Origin of the sequence: Streptococcus mitis (assembly GCF_946190285.1) — a bacterium.
Lineage (GTDB): Bacteria > Bacillota > Bacilli > Lactobacillales > Streptococcaceae > Streptococcus > Streptococcus mitis_CP.
Genome location: NZ_CAMHZX010000001.1, coordinates 268,295 through 287,216, shown reverse-complemented (window position 1 = coordinate 287,216; position 18,922 = coordinate 268,295). Strand labels below are relative to the sequence as shown.

19 protein-coding genes are annotated in these 18,922 nt (G+C 37.9%); 2 read left to right on the top strand and 17 right to left on the bottom strand.

What is annotated here, in order from left to right:
• Nucleotides 1-27: 27 nt before the first annotated feature.
• The 17 genes from lpdA to dhaK form a co-directional block, all read right to left on the bottom strand.
• On the bottom strand, nucleotides 28-1,731 hold the full coding sequence (gene lpdA, locus N8L39_RS01445) for a dihydrolipoyl dehydrogenase (protein WP_261009916.1): 1,704 nt from the start codon (nucleotides 1,729-1,731) through the stop codon (nucleotides 28-30).
• Between the two features lie 45 nt (nucleotides 1,732-1,776).
• Nucleotides 1,777-2,820, bottom strand: coding sequence for a dihydrolipoamide acetyltransferase (locus N8L39_RS01440; RefSeq protein ID WP_261009917.1), 1,044 nt, complete (start codon nucleotides 2,818-2,820; stop codon nucleotides 1,777-1,779).
• Between the two features lie 339 nt (nucleotides 2,821-3,159).
• Nucleotides 3,160-4,152, bottom strand: a complete 993-nt coding sequence (locus tag N8L39_RS01435; RefSeq protein ID WP_261009918.1) for an alpha-ketoacid dehydrogenase subunit beta — start codon at nucleotides 4,150-4,152, stop codon at nucleotides 3,160-3,162.
• A gap of 15 nt (nucleotides 4,153-4,167) precedes the next feature.
• The gene (locus N8L39_RS01430) at nucleotides 4,168-5,136 is read right to left on the bottom strand and encodes a thiamine pyrophosphate-dependent dehydrogenase E1 component subunit alpha (RefSeq protein ID WP_223340696.1); all 969 of its coding nucleotides are present in this window, start codon (nucleotides 5,134-5,136) and stop codon (nucleotides 4,168-4,170) included.
• Nucleotides 5,137-5,289: 153 nt separating this feature from the next.
• Nucleotides 5,290-6,651, bottom strand: a complete 1,362-nt coding sequence (pdrM, locus tag N8L39_RS01425; RefSeq protein ID WP_261009919.1) for a sodium-coupled multidrug efflux MATE transporter PdrM — start codon at nucleotides 6,649-6,651, stop codon at nucleotides 5,290-5,292.
• 41 nt (nucleotides 6,652-6,692) lie between these two features.
• Complete coding sequence (locus N8L39_RS01420) at nucleotides 6,693-7,961, bottom strand: dihydroorotase (RefSeq protein ID WP_261009920.1); 1,269 nt, start codon at nucleotides 7,959-7,961, stop codon at nucleotides 6,693-6,695.
• Between the two features lie 12 nt (nucleotides 7,962-7,973).
• Nucleotides 7,974-8,438 (bottom strand): NUDIX hydrolase, encoded by a 465-nt coding sequence (locus N8L39_RS01415; protein ID WP_001135768.1) that lies wholly within the window; start codon nucleotides 8,436-8,438, stop codon nucleotides 7,974-7,976.
• Between the two features lie 9 nt (nucleotides 8,439-8,447).
• A complete protein-coding gene (locus tag N8L39_RS01410; protein WP_261009921.1) occupies nucleotides 8,448-9,101 on the bottom strand; it encodes a uracil-DNA glycosylase in 654 nt (217 codons plus the stop codon).
• A gap of 61 nt (nucleotides 9,102-9,162) precedes the next feature.
• Nucleotides 9,163-9,855 carry a pyrimidine 5'-nucleotidase PynA gene (gene pynA / locus N8L39_RS01405; RefSeq protein ID WP_261009922.1) on the bottom strand — a complete coding sequence of 231 codons (693 nt, stop codon included), beginning with the start codon at nucleotides 9,853-9,855 and terminating at the stop codon, nucleotides 9,163-9,165.
• A gap of 123 nt (nucleotides 9,856-9,978) precedes the next feature.
• Nucleotides 9,979-10,197 carry a hypothetical protein gene (locus tag N8L39_RS01400; RefSeq protein ID WP_045612552.1) on the bottom strand — a complete coding sequence of 73 codons (219 nt, stop codon included), beginning with the start codon at nucleotides 10,195-10,197 and terminating at the stop codon, nucleotides 9,979-9,981.
• Between the two features lie 350 nt (nucleotides 10,198-10,547).
• Nucleotides 10,548-12,230 carry an ABC transporter ATP-binding protein gene (locus N8L39_RS01395; RefSeq protein ID WP_261009923.1) on the bottom strand — a complete coding sequence of 561 codons (1,683 nt, stop codon included), beginning with the start codon at nucleotides 12,228-12,230 and terminating at the stop codon, nucleotides 10,548-10,550.
• 21 nt (nucleotides 12,231-12,251) lie between these two features.
• Nucleotides 12,252-12,971 carry an ABC transporter ATP-binding protein gene (locus tag N8L39_RS01390; RefSeq protein ID WP_261009924.1) on the bottom strand — a complete coding sequence of 240 codons (720 nt, stop codon included), beginning with the start codon at nucleotides 12,969-12,971 and terminating at the stop codon, nucleotides 12,252-12,254.
• Between the two features lie 135 nt (nucleotides 12,972-13,106).
• On the bottom strand, nucleotides 13,107-13,847 hold the full coding sequence (locus N8L39_RS01385) for an ABC transporter permease (protein WP_261009925.1): 741 nt from the start codon (nucleotides 13,845-13,847) through the stop codon (nucleotides 13,107-13,109).
• A 171-nt stretch (nucleotides 13,848-14,018) separates the two neighbouring features.
• A complete protein-coding gene (locus N8L39_RS01380; RefSeq protein WP_261009926.1) occupies nucleotides 14,019-14,654 on the bottom strand; it encodes a TetR/AcrR family transcriptional regulator in 636 nt (211 codons plus the stop codon).
• Between the two features lie 475 nt (nucleotides 14,655-15,129).
• A complete protein-coding gene (gene dhaM / locus N8L39_RS01375; protein ID WP_261009927.1) occupies nucleotides 15,130-15,504 on the bottom strand; it encodes a dihydroxyacetone kinase phosphoryl donor subunit DhaM in 375 nt (124 codons plus the stop codon).
• A complete protein-coding gene (dhaL, locus tag N8L39_RS01370; RefSeq protein ID WP_261009928.1) occupies nucleotides 15,504-16,079 on the bottom strand; it encodes a dihydroxyacetone kinase subunit DhaL in 576 nt (191 codons plus the stop codon). The genes dhaM and dhaL overlap by 1 nt, the downstream gene beginning before the upstream one ends.
• Nucleotides 16,080-16,100: 21 nt before the next feature.
• Nucleotides 16,101-17,090 (bottom strand): dihydroxyacetone kinase subunit DhaK, encoded by a 990-nt coding sequence (dhaK, locus tag N8L39_RS01365; RefSeq protein WP_261009929.1) that lies wholly within the window; start codon nucleotides 17,088-17,090, stop codon nucleotides 16,101-16,103.
• Nucleotides 17,091-17,243: 153 nt separating this feature from the next.
• Between dhaK and dhaS the strand changes: the two genes are divergently transcribed.
• Together dhaS and dhaQ are read left to right on the top strand one after the other, a co-directional pair.
• On the top strand, nucleotides 17,244-17,774 hold the full coding sequence (gene dhaS / locus N8L39_RS01360) for a dihydroxyacetone kinase transcriptional activator DhaS (protein WP_000168606.1): 531 nt from the start codon (nucleotides 17,244-17,246) through the stop codon (nucleotides 17,772-17,774).
• On the top strand, nucleotides 17,771-18,760 hold the full coding sequence (gene dhaQ / locus N8L39_RS01355; RefSeq protein ID WP_261009930.1) for a DhaKLM operon coactivator DhaQ: 990 nt from the start codon (nucleotides 17,771-17,773) through the stop codon (nucleotides 18,758-18,760). Before dhaS ends, dhaQ begins: the two co-directional genes overlap by 4 nt.
• Nucleotides 18,761-18,922 lie beyond the last annotated feature (162 nt).

Sequence of the window (18,922 nt, the reverse complement as noted above, 5' to 3'; positions counted from 1 at the left end):
TATTTTCCAGTCTAATCTATCTTTCTTTTATTTTTTCTTAGGTGAATGGATGGCCATTCCTAGAACATCCGCAAACGCTTCGTACATCACTTCAGAGTAAGTTGGATGTCCGTGGATAGTCTTCAGCATTTCTTCAACAGTGATTTCCATTTCGATAATGCTTGACGCTTCGTTAATCAATTCTGCGGCTGCAGGACCAATGATGTGAACACCAAGGATTTCTCCGTATTTCTTATCAGCGATAACTTTTACGAAACCTTGAGCAGCATCTGAGGCAATGGCACGACCGTTAGCAGCAAAGTTGAATTTACCGATGGCAACATCGTACTTCTCACGAGCTTGTTCTTCTGTGAGACCTACTGCTGCTACTTCAGGGAGAGTGTAGATGGCTGCAGGAGTCAGATTCAATTTGGCAACAGCGTGATTTCCTTTAAGAGCATTTTCAGCGGCAACTTCACCCATACGGAAGGCTGCGTGAGCCAACATCTTAGTACCGTTGATGTCACCTGGTGCGTAGATACCTGGAACAGAAGTTTCCATGTATTCGTTGACCTTGATACGACCACGATCCAATTCAAACTCAACCTCTCCAATACCTTCAAGGTCTGGCACACGACCAATTGAAAGAAGAGCTTTGCTTGCGATGATATCGTCTTTTCCTTCAACCTTGATACGAAGTTGACCATTTTCCTCGATGATTTCTTGGAGTTTAGTGTCAGTTAAGATTGTCATACCTTTACGCTCAAGAATCAAGCGAAGGTTCTTAGAAACTTCAGCGTCCATAGCTGGGACGATACGGTCCATCATTTCGATGACAGTCACTTTTGAGCCAAATGTCATGAAGGCCTGACCGAGTTCGATACCGACAACGCCACCACCGATGATAACAAGACTTTCTGGTACTTCGTTCATTTCAAGGATGTCATCGCTGGTCATGACAAGTGGAGATTCCATACCAGGGACGTTGATTTTGCTGACTTTTGAACCACCAGCTAGGATGATTTTCTTGGTTTCAAGCAGTTCAGAACCATTTACCAAAACATTCTTGTCTTTAGTAATGGTACCGATCCCCTTATGAACAGTAACTCCGTAGCTACGAAGAAGTCCAGCAACTCCACCAACCAAAGTATTGACAACCTTAGACTTGGTTTCAAGGAGTTTGTCCATATCTACAGTGAAGTTTGGATTTTCGATGATGATACCACGGTTTGCAGCATGACCGATATTTTCGATAATTTCAGCATTGTGAAGATAGGTCTTGGTTGGGATACATCCACGATTCAAGCATGTTCCACCAAGTTCAGATTTCTCAACTAGAGCAACCTTACCACCAAGTTGGGCAGCTTTGATGGCTGCAACATAACCAGCAGGACCTCCACCAATCACAACGATATCAAAAGCATCATCGCTCTTACCATCATCGTTTGAGGAACTTGCTGCAGGTGCTGGGCTAGCTTCTGGCGCTGCGGCTCCAGCTGTTGGGATATTTTCCCCTTCTTCGCCAAGGTAACCGATAACTTCCGTTACAGGGACTGTTTCACCGTCTCCTTTAAGGATAGCAATCAAGTACCCATCTTCTTCGGCTTCCAATTCCATGCTGACTTTGTCAGTCATGATTTCCAAAAGGATTTCTCCTTCTTTTACAAATTCTCCGACTTTTTTATTCCATTGGACGATTTGTCCTTCTGTCATATCCACGCCGGCTTTTGGCATAATTACTTCTAAGGCCATGTCTTCCTTCCTTTATCTATATCTTAAAAATGAATACTCTTGCAATTAAATCAACATTGAGATTGGATTTTCAATCAACTCTTTCAAGTCTTTCATAAACTTAGCACCAGCCATACCATCTACGACACGGTGGTCAATGGTTAACCCTAGGCTCATGATAGGGCGAATAACAATCTCACCATTGACGACAACTGGCTTCTCGATTGTCGAACTCACACCAAGGATAGCTGAGTTTGGTTGGTTGATGATAGGACCAAAGGACTGAACGCCAAACATTCCCAAATTACTAATTGTGAAGGTTGAGTTTTGCAGTTCACTTGGAGCCAATTTACCATCCAAGGTACGACCAATGACGTCTTTGAATGCAACAACCAACTCTGATAAGCTCATTTTTTCAGCATTGTAAACAACAGGTGTCATCAATCCATTATCCATTCCAACTGCCATGGCAAGGTTGACGTAGTTATGAGTGATAATAGTTTTACCATCTTCAGTTAATGAAGCGTTAATGTATGGGTGTTTCATAAGAGTCTTAACAACTGCAAGTGAAAGAAGGTCTGTTACAGTAGTCTTCTTCCCAGTTGCTTCCATGATTGACTCCAGAACCTTCTTACGAAGAGCCAACATTTCAGTCATATCAACTTCATAGTTGAGGGTGAAGGTTGGCGCAGTTAAGTAAGATTCAACCATGCGTTGGGCAATGACCTTACGCATTGGTGTCATTGGAATACGCTCGATTTCACCATATGGTGTTACATTATCAGGAACTTCTTCCACTTTTTCAATCTGAGCAGGAGACTTGATGGTATCGTTTTCGATATTTTCAGGAAGTAAGGCCAAGACATCCTTCTTCATGATTTTACCACGATGACCGGTTCCTTGGATTTCCTGCCAAGCAATGTTATGTTCGAGGGCAATTCGTTTTGCAAGTGGCGAAATGCGAACCACGTTTGTGTCTTTATAAGTTTCCACGTCTTCTTTGTGGACACGACCGTTTGCACCTGAGCCAGAAACGTCGTAGAGGTTGATTCCTAAATCATCCGCTAACTTTCTAGCTGCAGGAGTCGCTCTTAGCTTGTCATCAGCCATGACCTCTCCAATTCTATACTAAGATATTAAGGACGCAGAGGGCAATGAAAAAATAGGAGATTGACGATGTGTTCGATGAACACAAGGAAATCTATCTTTTTTTCGAAGACCTCCGTCCGAGTTCAACTCTACAAGCAACTTGGATACAACACGTATCTCAAGTTGCTACGGTTGCCGCTATTAGGCGGTCAACCTAGTAGACTTACTAAGTCGATCGTCGAATAACATCGATTCGACTCTCTCCTGTCGCAAATTTGCAAATAACTTGGGTACAATACATATCTCAAGTTACTAAAGTTAAAAACAGCAAGAGTTTTACATAATTCAATTTATGTAATTCTATTCTTTATTATATGTTTTACGGATGGCATCTTTGATGTTTTCAACTGTTGGAATCATAGCATTTTCTAGGTTTTGTGCATAAGGCATTGGCACATCTTCTCCTGCACAACGGCGGATTGGTGCATCTAGATAGTCAAATGATTCCGATTCTGAAATAATAGCTGAAATTTCACCGATATAGCCACTTGTCTTGTGGGCATCGTTGACCAGAACAACCTTACCAGTCTTCTTCACTGAGTTAATGATGATATCCTTATCAAGAGGTACAAGGGTACGTGGATCAACAATCTCAACAGAAATTCCTTCTTCTGCTAATTCTTCAGCAGCTTGAACCACACGGCGAAGCATTTTTCCATAAGTAACAACTGTTACATCCGTACCTTCACGTTTAATTTCACCGACTCCAAGTGGAATCGTGTAGTCTGGATCAACTGGTACTTCCCCTTTTTGGTTAAATTCTGACTTGTACTCAAGTATAATAACTGGGTTGTTATCACGGATAGAAGACTTAAGCAGTCCTTTCATGTCCGCAGGCGTACCTGGTGCCACAACCTTAAGTCCAGGAATATGAGTAAACCAAGACTCTAGAGATTGCGAGTGCTGGGCTGCAGAACCAACTCCATTACCTGCTGCACAACGGACTGTCATTGGAACCTGACCTTTACCACCAAACATATAACGTGTTTTAGCAGCTTGGTTGACGATATTGTCCATGGCAATAACCGAGAAATCCATGAAGGTCATATCGACGATTGGACGAAGGCCTGTCATGGCTGCTCCTGCTGCTGCACCTGAGATGGCAGCTTCAGAAATCGGACAGTCACGAACGCGTTCTGGACCAAATTCTTCAAGCATTCCAACAGAAGTACCGAAGTCTCCTCCGAAGACACCGACATCTTCTCCCATCAAGAACACATTTTCATCGCGACGCATTTCCTCAGACATAGCAAGGATAATGGTGTCACGGAAGGACATTGTTTTTGTTTCCATTTTATCTCTTTCTCCTTAGTCTGCGTAAATATCTTCAAATGCTGATTCAAGCGGTGGAAATGGACTTTCCTCTGCAAATTTAACAGAAGCTTCTACTGCTTCCTTTACTTGCGCTTGGATTTCTTCCAATTCTTCGGCACTTGCAATGTTATTTTCAATAAGGTACTTGCGGAGGTTTTCGATTGGGTCTTTTTGTTTCCACAATTCCACTTCTTCACGCGTACGATATTTACCAGGGTCAGATGATGAGTGACCAAGCCAGCGATAAGTTACACTTTCAATCAAGACTGGACCATTACCACTGCGAACATGATCAACAGCTTTCTTAAATCCTTCATAGACGTCGATGACATTGTTACCGTCTTCGATGAACATTCCAGGAATTCCATAAGCGGCGCTACGTTGATGGATATGTTCTACATTAGTCATTTTCTTGATATCCGCAGAGATACCGTAACCGTTGTTAATGCAATAGAAAATGACTGGCAGGTTCCAGATAGAAGCCATATTTACTGCTTCGTGGAAAACACCTTCGTTGGTCGCACCATCTCCAAAGAAGCAGACAACGATTTTTCCAGTATGTTGCATTTGCTGACTGAGGGCTGCACCAACAGCGATTCCCATACCACCACCTACGATACCATTGGCACCAAGGTTACCAGCATCAAGGTCAGCGATATGCATAGAACCACCTTTACCTTTACAGGTTCCAGTATATTTACCAAGGATTTCAGCCATCATTCCGTTTAGGTCAATTCCTTTGGCAATAGCTTGTCCATGACCACGGTGGTTTGATGTGATCAGATCATCTGGATTGAGAGCTAACATAGCCCCCACGTTAGCGGCTTCCTCTCCAACAGAAAAGTGCGTCATTCCTGGCACTTTCCCCTTCTTTACTAATTGCGCAATTTTTAAGTCCATGCGACGGATTTCTTCCATCTTGCGGAACATTTCTAGCAAAAGATTTTTATCTAAAGTTGACATCTTCTTGCCTTTCTAACTTTCTTCTTACCTTACTATTTTACCGTTTTTGGCAAATACTGTCAAAGTTTTTCTAAAAGAAATTTCACAAAATAAAAAAGAAAACCCCATGAAAACAAGGGATTTTCTTATCAAGAATATTTTTTCACAAACTTTTTATCGTTTAGATTTTACTAAAGATTCAAATCTTTTCATAATAACAGTTAAACGCCAACGATAGAGCGCCCCACTCACAATCAGACTAATAATCAAACCAATCCAGTATGAATAAGCGCCAAAATCTGTTAGGGAATCAAATACCATAGCCACTGGGATTGCTACGCCCCAATAACCAACTAAACCAAGGTAAAAAGGAATCACTGTATCCTTATAACCCCGTAAAATTCCCTGGAGCGGTGCCGCAAAGGTATCTGCTAACTGAAAGAAAAGGCTGTAAGTCAAAAAGCTCGCTGTCAAATTGATAAATTCTGGGTCGTTACCATAAAGACTGGCCACATTTCCTCTAAAAATGTAAAGGAAAGTTAAGGTGAAGGCCGCAAAAATGAGGGCAGTCCATCTTCCTAGACCAATATAGGTCTTCGCATCATCAAATCGCTTGGCTCCCACTTCATAAGACACGACAATGGCCATAGCCGATGAGATACTCATAGGAAAGGCGTACATGAGACTTGAAAAGTTCATAGCTGACTGGTGACTAGCGATAATCAAGGACGAGAACTTAGCCATAATCAAACCAACCACGGAAAAGATAGCCACTTCCGCAAAGACAGTTCCCCCAATAGGCAAACCTAAGCGAACTCCTTCCTTGATTTTATCCATATTAAGTGGAATGCGTTTCTCAAGGTGTAGGTTTTTGAGTTTCTCCTGCTTAAATAAAACCAGAACAGAAATTCCCAGTAAAACCCAATAAGCCAAGGAAGTCCCTAAACCAGAGCCAGCACCTCCCAGCTCTGGAACACCAAAGGCACCGTAAATCAAAAGATAGTTAAATCCACTATTGAGAGGAAGTAACAAAAGCATAAGATACATGGACAGTTTAGTCAAGCCCAGCGAATCCAGCAAGGAACGAATAACGCTAAAAAGCAATAAGGGGACAATCCCGATAGATAAAAACCAAAGATAGCGAACCGCTACTGCTGCCACTGGTGCTTCTAACCCAATATGATTCAAGATTGGTGGTGCCAAGAAAAGCACCATCCCCAGCAAGACCACGGATAGGCCCAAGGCCAGATAGATAAATTGGTAAAAGTCAGACGCAACCTCTTCCTTTTTGCCTCGACCAAGATGGTGACCAATGATGGGCACCAGGGCTGACACAATCCCTGTTAGGAATGTAAATAAGGGGTTCCAGATACTGGTTGCCATAGACACACCAGCCAAGTCCATGGTATTGTATTGGCCAGTCATAGTCGTATCAACAAAGGAGGCAGAATAATTGGCAAATTGATAAATCAGGATAGGGAAAAATATCTTTAAAAATAAGATAAACTTGTCTTTAAAATGATGGGTTTGGTACATATAGACGCTCTATTCTTTTGGTTTACAGAGCAGACTCCTACCTAGTTTTGATAGACGATTTGTCCCTTACAGATGGTATATTTAACCTGCCCTTTTAATGTTTCACCAATGAATGGTGAATTAGCTGCTTTTGAAGCAAAATGGGAGTCCACAAGGCGGTCAGCCTTAGCATCAAAAATAGTGATGTCCGCCGGACCATTCTCAGCCAAGTAACCTGCTTCAAAGTTGTAAAGCTTGGATGGATTGTATGTCATTTTTTCAAGTAATTCCATCAAGCTTAACTCACCAGCTTCCACCAAATAAGTTAAACCGAGAGAAAGAGATGTTTCCAAACCAGTCATACCAGATGGCGCTTTGGTAATATCTTCGACATTTTTCTCATCTGCATGATGAGGCGCGTGGTCAGTCGCGATAACTGTGATGACACCTGACTTGAGACCTTCAATCACGGCACGACGGTCTGATTCCAAACGAAGTGGCGGATTCATCTTAGCATTGCTACCTTGAGTCAAAAGAAGTGCTTCTGTCTTAGAGAAATGCTGTGGCGCTACTTCTGCTGTGACTTGCGCACCTAGCCCCTGAGCAAACTCCACTACTTTAACACTTTCTTCCTTAGACAAATGCTGGATGTGAACATGGGCCTTGGTTGCATAGGCAATCATGACATCACGCGCCATCATAGCATACTCAGCCACCCCAGTTGCACCACAGATATGGAAATGTTCTTTAGCAATATTTTCGTTAAACCCAAGAATCCCATTCAATCCTGGATCTTCCTCATGAAGACTAATAAAGGTATTAAGCTTTTTAGCTTCCTCCATGGCTTCCTTGACAACTTTACTGCTCTCAAGCGGAATACCGTCATCAGAAAAACCAACAGCTCCAGCTTCTAAGAGTGCTTTAAAGTCAGTCAAATCTTGCCCATTAAAATTCTTAGTAATGGTCGCAACCGTCTTAACATTAATCTTCTCTTTGGCAGCTGACTGGAGAACTTCTTGCAAAGTCTCCACGTCTGAAATGGTTGGACTAGTATTAGCCATCATGACAACCGTGGTAAAACCACCTGCAGCGGCTGCTAGGGCACCAGTATGGATGTCTTCCTTGTGGGTCTGACCAGGTTCACGAAAATGAACATGGATATCAACCAAGCCAGGAGCAACTACAAGACCTGTGGCATCCAGGATTTCTGCGCCTTCTTCTTTAATTTCAGGCGCAATTTTGATAATCTTTCCATCTTCAACCAAGACATCACACACTTGATCCAAACCAGACTTGGGATCCATTACACGACCATTTTTGATTAGTAGCATCTGCTTTCTCCTTTATTCATAGAAATCAACTTGGGTATCCAACAATTTATCCCCATCATAAACAAACTTGGCTGAAAAGAAGGGTTTATCCTCTAAAAGCCACTCAACAAAGGTATGGTCACCTTCCCAAGTAGGCTTGCTCAAAACCTCGTCATAGGGAACCCATTCTAGCGTCCCCTCATTGCAGTCAATCAAATCCCCCTCGAACTCCGTCACCTTAAAAACATAGGTGTACCAGTCTAAATCTGGTGTGAATTCAGGAAAAGTGATAACACCTTTTAGAACTGGCTTGGCTTTCAGTCCCGTCTCTTCGAGGATTTCACGCGCCGCGCATTCCTGAGGGGTCTCACCTCGCTCTAGCTTACCACCCACACCAATCCATTTTCCTTCATGAACATCATTTGGCTTCTTATTACGGTGGAGCATAAGCAATTCTTTCCCGTTATCAATGTAGCAAATCGTCGCTAACTGAGGCATATTTTCTCCTTATCTAAGCCAATCGATTGGCTCTTGTCCTGTCTCTTTTAAGAATGCATTGGCCTTGGAAAAAGGCTTGGAACCCCAAAATCCTCTATAAACTGACAAAGGACTTGGATGGGCTGATTCGATAATCAAGTGATGAGGATTGGTAACCAAGGCCTTCTTTTTGCGTGCATAAGCTCCCCAGAGTACAAAAACGACTGGTCTATCTAGATGATTGACCACCTGAATCACAGCATCCGTAAAAGGCTCCCATATCTGACCAGCATGACCATTGGCCTGTCCAGCAGGAACCGTCAAGCAAGCATTAAGAAGCAAGACTCCTTGCTCAGCCCATGCTGTCAAATCATGAGATTTCTTGACCCCGATATCATCTGACAATTCTTTCAAGATATTTTGCAAGGATGGTGGAGCTGGGATAGAGTTCGGTACAGAAAAACTCAAGCCCTGCGCTTGACCTGGCCCGTGATAGGGATCTTGCCCTAGAATAACCACCTTAACTTCTTCAAGCGGTGTTGTCACTAGAGCTTGAAAAACCTTTTCCTTAGGTGGATAAACAGTTCCCTGAACATAGACCTGATCCATAAACTGATTGATTTTCCCGAAATAACCCTCAGGTAATTGCTCCTTAATCAAAGTATGCCAAGACGAGTGTTCCATAGCTAACTCCTTCGTTTTTACTGCCTCTATTATAGCAAAAAGTGGCTGTCTAAACCACTTTTTACAGTTTATCTAAACAATGCAGCAAGTCTTGGTAAGAATGAACTTCGTAAGTCGGCTGGGCTTGTGTGTGATTTTCGAGGTTATGAGGATTGTACCAGATAGTGTCTATCCCCGCATTATTGCCACCTTGAATGTCGGCGGTTAGAGAGTCTCCAATCATCAGCGTCTTTTCTTTTCTAAAGCCTGTAATCTGCTGACCAATTTTTTCATAAAAGAGGGCATCCGGCTTTTGTGTTTGTAGCTGTTCAGAGATAAAGACTTGATTGAAATAAGGTGCTAGACCCGATTGAGTCAAACGCCCCGTCTGAATGGCAGTAATGCCATTTGTCGCAGCATACAGCTCATAATCTCTCTCGATAAGGCTGTCTAAGAGTTCATGAGCGCCCGAAAGAGTTTGTCCCTGTTGGGCTAGGTAAAATTGGTATCGTTGAGCCAGAAAACTACCGTCTTTTTCCTGTCCAAAATGAGAAAATAAACGAGAAAAGCGCGTGTTAACCAGCTCTTGTTTACTGATTTTCTTTTGCTCTAAGTCCTTCCAGAGAGCCTTGTTCATAGGAACATAATAGTCTTTATAAGCCTGAATATCCGCAACTCCTTCTTCTTTTAGAAGTTGCGTCAAAGCCACATCCTCAGCAGCATCAAAATCAAGCAAGGTGTGATCAAGGTCGAAGAGTAGAAATTTGTAGGACAATTTGAGATTTTCCTTTCTAGGATAAACAACTTTCACTTCAGCCAGCTGTTTAATGTAAAAACTTAAAAGTAGTAAATTATAACAAAAATAATAGTTCCAATTGATTAACTAACTCATACTATTCTAGTCAAGTTTATTTTTATTGTAGAAAAATCTTCTATAAATTCGAGCAATAGTTAAAATACAAACAAATATAATTCCCAAAATAGATAACACTATTTTCACAAAATTCATTTCAGAGCCTATTACATAGATATGAAAAAGAGGGGCTAGTCCTACACATAGAGACAATAGATAATTACTAAATCTTATCTCACCAATTCCTGCAAAAAAATGTTTCATTTTAAATATTCTCCTTTGAAGCCCCTAATGTTTAAAAATAATGACTGCTTAAAATTAAACAGCTCTAAAATCTAAATATTTGTCAGAGATAAGCTATACTAAGATTATTTTTTAAGCACAACCTTCTTGCTCTCATGGTTTAATTATATTATAACACTATAAAATTTTCAATTTAATTGATATTTACCATTTAATCATATTGGATGAGTTGTATTTTACAGATTAATATTATTTAGCCTTCTTTTTTAGTCACTTTTTAATTCTCAAATTCCCTTTGTTTATACAACCGTAATATTATTGAAAAACAACTTGAGATTAAAGATTTTCATCCTCTTTTTATTCTGGTAGCACTACACACTCAACTCAACCAATTTATAAAATTCACCTTTCCTATCCATCAAGTTATCAAAAGAACCATCTTCAACAATAACTCCATTCTTCATAAAAAGAATTCTATTGTATTTCTTCAACATGCTCTTATTTAACTTATGCGTAACAACAAGAACCGTCAAATCTTGAATTTCTAAAATCGAATTTTCAATTTCAGTAGTAACTTTATTATCTAAAGACGAGGTAGCCTCATCTAATAATAAGATCGGTGTTTTTCGAATTAAAGCACGCGCAATACTAAGTCTTTGTCTTTCTCCCCCAGATAGATTTGATCCATTTTCGCCACATGAAGTTTGTAGACCTAATTCATTTTCTAAAATATAACTTTCTAAGCCAGACTGCTGTACAGCTTTTTTTATATCATCTTCAGTAAAGAATTGACTAAGGGTAATATTTGCTTTTAAAGTATCATCAAAGATATAAACATCTTGCTGAACAATAGTCATTAAGTTATAAAGGCTCTTTGCTGAAATAGCTTGCAAATCTACATTATCAATGGAGATGTGCCCACTTGTTACATCGTAAAAACGCAGTAATAGATTGAGCATAGTTGATTTCCCACTCCCTGACATTCCTACAATTGCAATTTTTTCCCCCTTTTTGATCTGCAAAGATAAATTATTAAAAATCTTTTCCTCAGCATTAGGGTAGGAAAAATCTACGTTTGAAAAAGAAATGACATCATCAAAATATTCTTTTGTTTTACCAGTTTGAAGTTCGATTACATCTTTTACCTCAAATGAATTCAGTGTAGCTTGACCTTCACGGAATTTACTCATTCCCATACCAACTTCATTTAGTGGTATTACTACAAAATTGACTAGTTGAACAATAGCTGTAACACTCCCAATTGTGGTATGTCCACCGAAGACAAGATACATTCCTCCACCAAAGGCTACTAAAAAAACAATCATCCCTGAAAGTTGAGAAATAACATTAGATAAAACATCAAATTTCCCTTTGATGAAATATATCTCATCCAATTTTTCGCTTTCGTTTTTGTAATCTTGACCGATAGCCTCTTTCACATTAAAACTCTTTATAACTAGAAACCCTGCTAAAATATCTTTAACCTTAGCTAAATATTTCTGATCGGCTATCATAGAACTATTTTGTAGAGAGGCTGATTTTTGTCCAATAAATCCTGAAATCATCATAGGAATAATGCTAGTAATGATAACTAATAAGGTCAAAAACCAATTACCTATAAACATGGCTACTAGTGAGAAAATCATTAAGGAAATATTTTTTGAAATATTAAAATACTGGTGCAAATAATCCTGCTCAATTTTCTTCATGTTCTCAGTTAATATTGAAATAAATTTCCCTGATTTTTCCTTAGAAAATTCTCTATAATCCCTATCTAAAATAGATTTAAACACCTTATTTTTGTATCTTGACATAATCTGCCTAACAAGTTTATTTCTTAATCGAAGGGATATAAAATTAAGACTGGCATAGATAAATATTACGATAGCACCTATTAGTATCGCTTGAGTTAGAGCTTCCCTATTTTGGGACATTCCACTATCAATTATAATTTTAATAGAATAAGCAAAAGCAATATTAGTTAAAGGAACTAGTATATTAAAAATCATGAAAGTATAAAAAGACTTCTTATGGTACTTTGTCAATTGTTTCATTCCTAATCTACCTCATAATTCTTATATTTCATTTAGAAAATGTGACATAAAATATTCTTCTAAGTCAATATTCTCTCTCCTAATCTCTTTCATAGAGACCTGTTCTACAATTTCTCCATTTTTGATAAAACCAATTTTATCTGCTATCTGTGAAATTTCCGATAATATATGACTCGATATTAGTATTGTAATTCCATGTTCCTTTGAAAGCGACAACAAAAGATTTCGAATTTCTTGAATTCCTATTGGATCTAAACCATTGATTGGCTCATCTAAAATTAACAATTTAGGTTTTGTTAGGAAAGCCCGAGCTAAACCAAGCCTTTGCCTCATTCCTAACGAAAAATCTTTTACTTTTTTAGTCGTATTTTTTAATCCGACCATCCTTAAGGCTCTTATTATATCTGATTCGGTAATATTTTTCCTCATATATTGCGCATGAATTTCCAAAATTTCTTTTGCTGTGAGGTTTTCATAAAAAATTGGTGTTTCAATAACACTTCCCACCTGACTTAGAATCTCCTCTCTGTGATCTTGTAAATTTTTTCCAAAGATTTCAATACTACCAGATGTTACAGTTGATAAGGATAACATACATTTCATTAACGTTGTTTTTCCAGCACCATTCGGTCCTAAAAAACCATAGATTTCTCCTTCAGCAATTTGAAGGTTGATACCACTTAAAATTTCTTCTTTATCAATTGTTTTACAAACTTCTTTTACTTCAACAATATTTCTCATTTCTATCTCTCTTTCTATATCTAGCTTTAAATGCAAGGATTTTTCTTCAGGAGTATAAATACCAACTTATACAGTCTCTTCGTTTAAATAAATCATCACAAAATTAGCACTTTCCTTCCATTAAATTTAGCTATACTACTTGATATTAATATCTTTTCTTGAAATAGTATAAATTGAAAATGAAACAATCATTAAACTTATGAAACTAGCAAATATTAAGAAGAATAAGTTATCAACAAAATTATTAGTTAAACTGCCTGGACTTACATTCGAAAGTAACGCTGCTAAACCAAGTCCTGAAAGCATTGTTATAGCTATGGAATGCCTAATCATACCTAAAACAAAAGGTAGTATTCCGATTAATACTGTTCCAAACGTAATTCCAGCTAAGTTAATCATTTGATTAGCTACTGGTATATAATTTGATTCAGTTAAAACTGCTACTAATTTAATTAATAATTGAATAACTAAATGTGCAGTAAAATGAGCAATAAATGATATCAGAATTACTGTAAGCACTTTTCCCCATAGTAACTTTATTTTAGAAACAGGGTAGGAAAACAGCTGAAAAATTGTTCTGCGTTTAAATTCATCAATAATAATCGTAGACAATAAATAAGATTCAAAAATCAAAAATGCTGCTTTTGTAAATAAAGATGAAAACAATGAAGCTACAATTGTCCAACCTTCCCATTTACTAGTAATTCTAAAATCTTTAGTATTTTGTCCAACAAACTCTCCTAGTTTATTATCAGTCCCTAACCCCATGATTATAATTCCTGTAATACCTAACACTATCAATATAGTACCTAACCAAGCACAAAATAATTTAGATTTTGAAACTTTATTTAATTCAATTTTAATAAGCGACAACATAGATTTTTCCTCCAAAAAATTTTCTTAATATTAATTACACTATTCAAAAAGCACCTTACATACTCCTGGTATGTTAAAATTTAAAAAATAAACATACTAAGGGTATGTATACTGGGATTTTTAATACCATATCTAGAGTATGGTATTTTTTAAAATATCAATACTTAAAATTTATTTGACACCTTTTAAGTGATCAAATAATTGGAAAATTACTTCCATCATTTCATCAGTAATCAACTGCACTCCCAAACCTTCAAAAGTTAGTTTAATGAAATTCATTTTTCGTTTTAATTCTTCTACTGAAAAAACAGAAATTTGGAATCCAATCCAAATATTCAAAGTTAACACAATCAAATCAGCTAGCTCTTCAGGATATTCTGTTTTAATTGATTTATCTTTAACACCTTCGAAAACTTTTTCTCTAATCCCTGGTAAAAAATCAGAAAATAAACTTAAATACTGCTCTCCTAACAAACGTGGACTTCTTAACATAATTGAGACAGAGTATACTAATCTTTGTTGTTCTAAATTAGAGAACGCATCCATCAAAGAATTTTGTATTTTTTCTAATGCAGTATCTCCTCTCCAATTGTAATTTAAAATTTCTTGATTACTTTCGCTAATGATTGATTGCAATATTTCATCTTTAGACTCGAAATGATGATAAATAACACCTTTCGTCAATCCACCTAACCCATCGATTATATCTTGTATTGAGGTGTTATCAAATCCTTTTTCTAAAAATAAATCTTTCGAAACTTCTAATATTTTTTTTCTAGTTTCATGTGGGTTTCTATTCCTTGCCATTATAACTCCTTTCCAACATACTAACGGTACGTAATCTCATTATAATGCAAGAAACTAATAATGTCAAGATTCTTTTTATCCCCTCTAATTTTCAAAATTCATTGTCAAACTACTATTCTAGAAGATTGACATCCCAAATCTTTCATAATAGAACAATCCTAACTATCGAACACCCCAATTTCATAAATATCTATGTAATTCTAAATCTAGAATTCCTATAAACTAAATGTTTTCGCACTATTCTAAGCCATTGATTGCCTTAAATTTTAATTTTTAAAGAATTCTAAAGCTAGAATAATCCCATACCAATTAGTTTTGAATGATTCACAATTTAGAAACACTATAGCTTTACTCTTGTTAAAATAAAAAGGAACTGCATAAAGCAATCCCTTTCTGATTTCCAAATTATTTACTTAAAATTTAATAGTTAAGATAATCAATAACTCACCTATAAAAGGAATGATAGGAAGATTCCTTATTTATTGATTTCAAGCTCCGACAACTGTGTTTGAATAACTGACAGTTCTGCACCAGCCTGAAGAAGAGCAGCTGCAGTATAGGCACCTTCTACAATTGGAACCATATTTATCATGATACTTTTATCACTGAAATCAGCCACCATTTCTAAGTTCATTTTAGCAGAACCTAGGTCAAAAAAGGCTAATAAAGTATCTGCTGGATTTTCGGAAACAACCCTATCTACTTGATCAAAACTTGTTCCAATTCCTCCATCTTCGGTTCCTCCTACATAAGTAATCGGAACATCTTTAGCTACTTCACTAATCAGTTCAACAACACCTTGTGCAATGTGTTTGGAATGTGAAACGATAACAAGACCAATACTTCCCATTAAACCACCCCAGTTTCTAATAGAGCAGTAAAGAGTAATCCTGATGAAAATGATCCAGGATCAATATGTCCAAGAGAACGTTCTCCTACATAAGATGCCCTTCCTTTAGTTGCAAGTAAATCTTTGGTAGCATTCACTACCTTATCAATAACCTCTTGAGTCAATTGACCAGCAGACAAGGCAGCAATAACAGGAGTCCAAACGTCAACCATTGTCTTTTCTCCAACTGTTGCTTTCCCACGTTTGACAATCATATCCAAACCACTTTGTAAGATTTCTTCTAATTTCGAATTTGAATCAGCCTTGGCCATGCCCATAAAAGCAGAGCCATACAAGGGACCAGAAGCACCGCCTACCTTACTCAGTAATTGCATTGAGATAAGTTTAAACACATCACTGCTGGTTTCAAATTGCTTTCCTTCTAAGTTTTCCATAACTGCAGCCATGCCACGCGCCATATTTCCACCGTGGTCTCCATCTCCTATAGGTGTGTCTAGCTCACTAAGGTAATCTTTCTGTTCTTGAATCTTTTCATTAAAAAGCTTCATCCATTCAAGAGCTTGTTCAACATTCATGCGACATTTCCTCCTTGAGTCTTACCAAGCTGGGGTAGTGACAGGTGCATTTAGAGCATCCAACCACTCATCATCTGCCAATCGAATCAATGTTAATGACAAGCCGGCCATATCAATTGAGGTCATATAGTTTCCAATTTTCTTAAATGCCAACTCAACACCTTTTTCATGGAGTAATTTAGCCACATCATTTGCAAATACATATTGCTCCATAAGAGGCGTGCTTCCTAAACCATTAATGAGAAGGCCATAGCGTTCACCTGATTTAAGTTGGAAACCTTCAGATAATTTTTCAACCAATTCTGATGCCAATTGTGCGGAAGGCTGCATTTTTTCTTTTTTATACCCTGGCTCACCGTGAATACCAACTCCATATTCAAATTCATCGTCTTCTAGAACAAATCCTGGTTTGCCAACTTCAGGAACAGTTGCTCCAGACAAGGCAAGACCAATTGTTTTAATTTCTAACACAAGTTTATCTGCCAAGTCCTTCATTTCAGCTAATGATTTACCAGAACGAGCCGCATCTCCCAAAATTTTATGAACTAATATAGTACCTGCGACACCTCGACGACCTTGGGTATAGAGACTATTTTCAACAGCGATATCATCATCAACCACAACACTTGCTACATCAATACCTTCCATTTCAGCAAGTTCTTGTGCAATTTCAAAGTTCATAATGTCCCCAGAATAGTTCTTGATGACCATGAAAACTCCAGCACCTTCATCAGCTGCCTTAATGGCTTCTAAAATTTGGTCCGGAGTAGGTGAAGTGAAGACTGCTCCACAAATGGCAGCAGACAACATTCCATCTCCTACAAATCCAGCATGACTTGGTTCATGTCCTGAACCTCCACCTGAAATGAGTCCAACTTTTCCTGTCTTTTCTGCCTTTCTAACGATGACATCAAAACCATCTAAGCGTTGAACCAAGTCATCATGCATGAATGACAATCCCTGCAACATTTCATCAACAACTTGTGTCGGTTCATTTATAATTTTTTTCATGAGAAACTCCTTTCGGCATGTACCTTTGTTTTCGCTTTCATTATATATTTTTTATCGCTGGATGATAAGGGACAGATTCTATTATTTGTCCCCTTTTAAACCCATTTAAAATATTTTTTTGGTAAAATGAAGTAAGTAAAAGAAAGGTTTCCTATGGCATCATCACTTATTACAAAAAAACGGATTGCCAAGGCATTTAGAGACCTATTAGCTACTAGAGAATTTGACAAAATCTCCATTGTAGATATCATGGAATCAGCTGGCATTCGTAGACAGACCTTTTATAATCACTTTCTTGACAAATATGAACTGCTAGACTGGATATTTGAAAATGACTTAACCGAGTATATCACCAATAACTTGGACTTCATTTCAGGCCAAAAACTATTACAAGAATTATTTTTTTATTTCGAACAAGAGCGTGACTTTTATATTCAACTTTTTGATATTCAAGGGCAAAATAACTTCTATGACCACTTTATCAGCTACTGTCGCTTGCTTGTATCAAAAATTTTAAGAGAATACGGTCAGATTGATATCGATTCATCTGCTTATACTTGCTTTTTGTTAGACTATCATTCACATGCTCTAGCAGAAATCGTGAAGGCTTACGTCAATAAAAAAAGTCCAGTTCCACAACCAGACTTTCTAATCATGACAATTATTGGAAAGAGACCACAATGACATTTATTTCAAATCATAAACAGAAAATTATTTCAAGTTACATTTCAGCAACTGTCAGCAGTCATCCTGAATTAGAAAAACACCCTACTTTACCACTAGTCTATCAAAAAAATCGCAATCCTCATCAGGTTCCAATATTGTCGGGTGGAGGTTCCGGTCACGAACCTGCGCATATTGGATATGTGGGAGAAGGAATGCTCACTGCTGCTATCTATGGCCAATTATTTACTCCTCCTACAAGAACTGAAATCTTAGAGTCCATTCGTTTTTTAAACAATGGTCACGGTGTCTTCATCATTGTAAAAAATTTCGAAGCAGACATCAAAGAATTTAGCTGGGCCATTAATACTGCTAGACAAGAAGGAATTAAGGTCGGCTATAGTCTAGCACACGACGATATTTCTATTGAACCTCACAATAGATTTCAAATTAGAGGAAGAGGGCTTGCAGGGACTATTTTACTTCATAAAATCCTAGGATATGCAGCTCAAAATGGTGCCGAAATCGAGCAACTAACTGATTTAGGTCATCAACTTGCTCCCGAAATCGCAACAATTGGCTTTGCAACGAAATCGGCTAGTCTCCCTCAAGCCACCCTTCCACTATTTAACTTGGAAGAAGGAAATATTTCTTATGGTATTGGAATACATGGCGAAGAAGGCTATCGTATCGTCCCATTCCAATCATCGGAAATCCTTGCAAATGAAATTATAAGTAAATTAAGATTGCACTATCATTGGAAGAAGGGTGATCAATTTATATTGCTTGTAAATAATCTAGGCACTACCATCAACTTAGAAATGGGCATATTTATCAATGATCTCCTTCAACTCTTAGAAATTGAAGGAGTCACTATTACCTTTATAAAATCAGGAACATTTATGACCAGTTTGGATATGGCAGGCATATCCGTAACTCTTTGCCCCGTAAAAAATAAGCAGTGGCTAGAAGCGCTCAATGCTCCAACGACAGCTTTTGCATGGTAATTTGCTTGTATAACTCAAAAGGGCTACATCACTTGATAGCCCTTTGCTTTTATCTTATACTCAATGAAAATCAAAAAGCAAACTAGGAAACTAGCCGCAGGCTGTACTTGAGTACGGCAAGGCGACGTTGACGCAGTTTGAATTTGATTTTCGAAGAGTATT